At 66.6% G+C, this 4,042-nt stretch carries 7 protein-coding genes and 1 pseudogene; 4 read left to right on the top strand and 4 right to left on the bottom strand.

Annotated elements, in window-relative coordinates; translation table 11 throughout:
- The 3 genes and pseudogenes from ACFWPJ_RS26610 to ACFWPJ_RS26600 form a co-directional block, all read left to right on the top strand.
- A pseudogene (locus tag ACFWPJ_RS26610) lies at nt 1-396 on the top strand (hypothetical protein); the annotation flags it as partial.
- Nucleotides 397-447: 51 nt separating this feature from the next.
- A complete protein-coding gene (locus tag ACFWPJ_RS26605; RefSeq protein ID WP_378855284.1) occupies nt 448-660 on the top strand; it encodes a type II toxin-antitoxin system VapB family antitoxin in 213 nt (70 codons plus the stop codon).
- Between the two features lie 48 nt (nt 661-708).
- Nucleotides 709-861, top strand: coding sequence for a hypothetical protein (locus ACFWPJ_RS26600; RefSeq protein ID WP_378855286.1), 153 nt, complete (start codon nt 709-711; stop codon nt 859-861).
- Nucleotides 862-1,000: 139 nt separating this feature from the next.
- Here the strand turns inward: ACFWPJ_RS26600 and ACFWPJ_RS26595 are convergent, their stop codons facing one another.
- Together ACFWPJ_RS26595 and ACFWPJ_RS26590 are read right to left on the bottom strand one after the other, a co-directional pair.
- The gene (locus ACFWPJ_RS26595; RefSeq protein WP_378855282.1) at nt 1,001-1,426 is read right to left on the bottom strand and encodes a hypothetical protein; all 426 of its coding nucleotides are present in this window, start codon (nt 1,424-1,426) and stop codon (nt 1,001-1,003) included.
- A 64-nt stretch (nt 1,427-1,490) separates the two neighbouring features.
- Entirely contained in the window at nt 1,491-2,102 is a 612-nt protein-coding gene (locus ACFWPJ_RS26590) for a hypothetical protein (protein WP_378855280.1), read from the bottom strand.
- Between the two features lie 84 nt (nt 2,103-2,186).
- Here ACFWPJ_RS26590 and ACFWPJ_RS26585 point away from each other — a divergent pair, with 84 nt between their 5' ends.
- Nucleotides 2,187-2,741: a TetR/AcrR family transcriptional regulator gene (locus ACFWPJ_RS26585; RefSeq protein ID WP_378855278.1), complete on the top strand. Its 555-nt coding sequence runs from the start codon at nt 2,187-2,189 to the stop codon at nt 2,739-2,741.
- A 37-nt stretch (nt 2,742-2,778) separates the two neighbouring features.
- On the opposite strand, the gene ACFWPJ_RS26580 is transcribed toward ACFWPJ_RS26585, so the two are convergent.
- Nucleotides 2,779-3,390 (bottom strand): Uma2 family endonuclease, encoded by a 612-nt coding sequence (locus tag ACFWPJ_RS26580; protein ID WP_378855276.1) that lies wholly within the window; start codon nt 3,388-3,390, stop codon nt 2,779-2,781.
- 177 nt (nt 3,391-3,567) lie between these two features.
- Nucleotides 3,568-4,042 (bottom strand): FAD-dependent oxidoreductase (locus tag ACFWPJ_RS26575; protein WP_378855274.1); only part of this gene is annotated, 475 nt, incomplete at its 5' end.

The following is a 4,042-nucleotide window of genomic DNA, read 5'->3' as shown; positions in this document are numbered from 1 at the left end:
CCCGCCACCCCCCGGGAGGGGTGTGTATCCCGGGTCGCGGGGCACACCCCCACCCGGGTCTCGGCCATGTACATCGCCAAGGGCAAGAAGATCGACGACCCCGCTCTCACCGACTACGCCGGTTCGCTGATGCAGTGGCACGTCCACGACAACCTGTGCTGGAAGGCGGGCGACAACGGCCCCCAGGTCGCGGGCGTGACCGACGCCCAGGGCAATTTCCCGCCCAATTCGATCAACCCCGGATCGGGCAATCCGATGGTCCACGTCTGGATCGCCCCGCACCAGTGCGGCCCGTTCGCGGCCCTGGAAGGTCACGGCGCCGGCCAGGCGAGCACCACCGACGGCCGGCGCACCGACACCTGCGGCAGCCACGACCACAGCGGCGGCCACAAATAGCGACCGGTCAGAGCAGCCCCCAGCGCGTCATATTACGAATATGGAGGCACGATGGCGACGACAGTGGAGATTCCGGACGAGCTCCTGGCCGAAGCCCTGCGGCTGACCGGATTGCCGACCAAGAAGGCTGTCATCAATCTCGCAATGTCCGAGCTCGTCCAGGGTTATCGGCAGCGTGAGGCGCTGACCCAGCTCAAGCGCTTGGACCACAACCCCTTCCTGACCGAGGACGAGCTGGCGGCCGATCAGGGCGACTCACGGTGACCGCGACGACCGTCCGTCCAAGATACCTTCTCGACCAGTCGGTGGAAGATCGGCGCAGGCCGTGGCGCCCAGACCACCGATGTCCAGATCGCGGCGGTCGCGCTGCGCCACGACGCCACCGTCATCCACAACGACACCGATTTCGTCACCATCGCCCGCGCGATACCTGAGTTCAGCCAGCGACGCATCAGGCCCAGCTGATCCCGCGCGCTTCGTAGGAGAACGGGTTCTCCGTGCTCAGCTCCCCACCGCCACCGCACTCGACCTACTCCGCGTCACCGGTCTCGAAACCTTCGGTAACCGATAACTAGGCGTCTCGCAGATCCGCGATCCCGGCCGCTCAGCGTCCGCCGATGAATTTCCCAGCGGGGATGAACAACTCGTGCCCGGAATCGAACCTGATCCGGACACCGTCCGGAACCCAGTCGACCGCAGCAAATTTCAATGTCTCGGTGCCGGTGAAGTCCACTCGGACCCCGTGACCGTAAGAGAGGGACGGGTCGCGGCCGGAAAAGATCTCGTGGTGTCGGTCCCTACCCAGCAGGGTGCGTTCCTCGAAGATCGCCACGTAGTGAGTCGACCCGTCCGAGTAGCTGACCGAATCCGGCTGCCGATTCTGGTCGACGACGCTGCGCGGGTGGATCACGTTGTCCAGCACGATGACCGCCGTCAGCACCAGGAACGCGACGAGGAATCCGCCAAGGGCCGGGAACAGGCGATTCCGTCGATCGCCTCCCGCAGCTCGTAATCCTCTGTCGACCGGCATCGAGTCGACTCCATCCGTTCTACGCCCCCGAACACCGCCCACCGCAACAACACTAGACCGCGGGTCAGGCTCCTGTGCGCTCCCGCGGCGCCGCCGACCTGATCGCCGCGACCGCCGTGCGCGGATCGTCGGCCCAGAAGGCGACAGTGCGCACCGTGTACTCGCCCTGCGTGGTGGTGAAGGTCTGCGGCGCGGTCAGGTCCACCCGGACATTCGTGGAGTTGCCGACCGGGAGGGCGAGGGTGTCATTGCCGATGAGCTGCAACGACTTCGAGCCATCGTAGGCGCGCAGATCGTTGCGCACAGTGCGGACAGTAGCGAGAGGTACGTCGACTTCGGTGCGGCGCAGGTAGCGGACGCGGAGGCGGTCCAGGGTGAGGACGTGCGGGTACATGTGATGCGCGGCGAGCAGGCCGAGCATCCAGGTCAAACCCCAGATACCCAGCGCCAGCGCGGCGATCCGCACCGGCGGCCACCCGATGATCAGGTGCACCGCGGGGATCTCCACCGCGCTGACCACGATGATCGCCCAGATGAAGGCCGACACCGCACCCGCGTATCGGATCGGCGTCCCGCCCTCGGTGTCGGGCCTGCGGGTGACAGCCCGCGCGAGGCTGACCCAGATGTCGATTTCGAGCCGGACGAAACGAAGTCCGAGCTGCATGATCGGGCGCATGATTCCCTCCTTCGCAATACAACTGCATTGTAAAGAGAGGGACGCCGCTATGGCAATACAACTGCATCGTGAAAAGATGAGCGAATGCCGAAACGGGTGGACCACAGCTCACGCCGGGCGACGATCAGCGACGCCGTGATGCGATTGCTCGCGCGCGACGGCCTCGAGGCGATCAGCCTGCGCCACGTCGCCGCCGAGGCAGGCGTCTCCCCCGGCCAGGTGCAGCACTATTTCCCCAGCAAGGACGCGATGATGGAGTTCGCGGCGAGCACTATCGCCGACCGGATCGCCACCCGCATCTCCGCCGCGGGCCCCAACCCCGACCTGCACCACATCCTGACCGCGTTGCTCCCCACCGACCCCGACTCGGCCGCCGACTCCCGCACCCTGATCGGCTACCTCGCCTTCGCCTCCGTCCGCCCTCAGATCGCCGAAACCATGGCCACCAACGGCCGAGCCTTCCGCGACCACATCGCGGGCATGCTCCCCGACCACCCCGACCCCACGACCGCGGCCAACACCCTGCTCGCCCTCCTCGACGGCCTGGCCCTACACGTCACCCTCGGTCAACTCCCCGCAACGGACGCATACGAACTGCTGACTTCCGCTATCGACGGCGTTCTGGCACAGGAGAAATGACGTTCGCACGAGTCGCCGAAACCCCGCCGAGAGCCCGTCAAGCAGACCCCTTCGGATCTGTTGCCCGGGTCAGATCGAGGTCGAGGTCGAACGGCAGTGCGACCTTCAGTCGATCATGATGGATGCCCACCGTGGTGTACTTCTGCGTAGCCGGATCGAGTTCATAGGCGTAGACGACCGCGCGCCCGTCGACATTCTCGACGCGCCAGAAGTACGGAATACCCGCCTCGGCATAGAGCTGCGGTTTGCGATGACGATCGCGTTCGAGCGAGTCCGGTGAGACGACTTCGATCGCCAGCACGACGTCCTCCGGACGGAATGTCGTCTGGTCCAAGCCCGTGACGCCCGCCGAATCGACGACCATGACGTCGGGTTCAGGTCGCTGACGCGAGCCGAGCGTCACCGTCATCTCACGAATGCTGTCGAAGCCCTCCGGAGCCTGCCGCATCAATTGCACATGGAGGAACGTGATGACGAGCAGGTGGAATCGCATCTGCGGACTCACGAAGACCAGGCTCCCGTCGATCAGCTGAGTGTGCGGCGGCAGTTCACTCAGGTGATCCAGGTCTTCGGCGAAATACCCCCGCGGTGGCGGCACCGGCCAGCTCAACGGAGCTCGCTCCCCCGATGGCATCGGATCCGCAGTCATGGGTCCCTCGCTCGTCGCACGGCGATCGTCTGACCTCGCCATTATGACACGGTACCCATCCTCCGATCAGATACCCGACCAGCGGAAATCCGGACGACAAGCCCGACCGCATCGCTCGCGCCCTGCTTGCCGTCCGCCCTCGGCGCGGTACTGCTGCGCCGCGCCGAGGGTGTTCGGTCAGGCGGAAACGCCGATGCCCTGGGCGATCCGGCGTGCGGCGACCGCCTGCTCGGTCTCGGCCATGACCAACTCGGCGTTGATCTGCGCGCCTGCCATGGCGCCCGCCGCCGCGGCCGCGCCGACCTGGGCCGACGGGTCGGTGGCATTGCCGGCGATCCAGACGCCGGGGACCGTGGTGCGGCCGACCGGGTCGGCGGGGATGTGATCGCCCGTGCCGGACGGGTGTGGTTGCGGGGTCAGGCCGAGGTCGGTGAGGAAGGTGGCGCGGGTGTTCATGCGCGGGGCCACGACGAGGGCGTCGCGGTCGAGCACCGTGCCGTCGGCCAGGCGGACGCCGGTGAACTTGTCGGTCGCCAGTACTTCGACGACCTCGCCGTCGACGATCCGAATGCCGCGGGCGGCAAGCTTTTCCGCGTCCTCCGTGCTCAGCGGGGCTGCCGTGTGGGTCAGGAACACGATGTCGTCGCTCAGC

Source organism: Nocardia sp. NPDC058497, from assembly GCF_042720195.1.
GTDB lineage: Bacteria > Actinomycetota > Actinomycetes > Mycobacteriales > Mycobacteriaceae > Nocardia.
Note: the sequence above shows the minus strand (reverse complement) of the source record. Positions and strands in the feature narration are given on the sequence as shown.

Excerpts from the sequence above, each read along its gene's own strand:
- ACFWPJ_RS26605 (WP_378855284.1), top strand. The coding sequence starts at position 448 with ATGGCGACGACAGTGGAGATTCCGGACGAGCTCCTGGCCGAAGCCCTG.
- ACFWPJ_RS26595 (WP_378855282.1), bottom strand. The coding sequence starts at position 1,426 with ATGCCGGTCGACAGAGGATTACGAGCTGCGGGAGGCGATCGACGGAAT.
- ACFWPJ_RS26580 (WP_378855276.1), bottom strand. The coding sequence starts at position 3,390 with ATGACTGCGGATCCGATGCCATCGGGGGAGCGAGCTCCGTTGAGCTGG.
- ACFWPJ_RS26585 (WP_378855278.1), top strand. The coding sequence starts at position 2,187 with ATGCCGAAACGGGTGGACCACAGCTCACGCCGGGCGACGATCAGCGAC.
- ACFWPJ_RS26590 (WP_378855280.1), bottom strand. The coding sequence starts at position 2,102 with ATGCGCCCGATCATGCAGCTCGGACTTCGTTTCGTCCGGCTCGAAATC.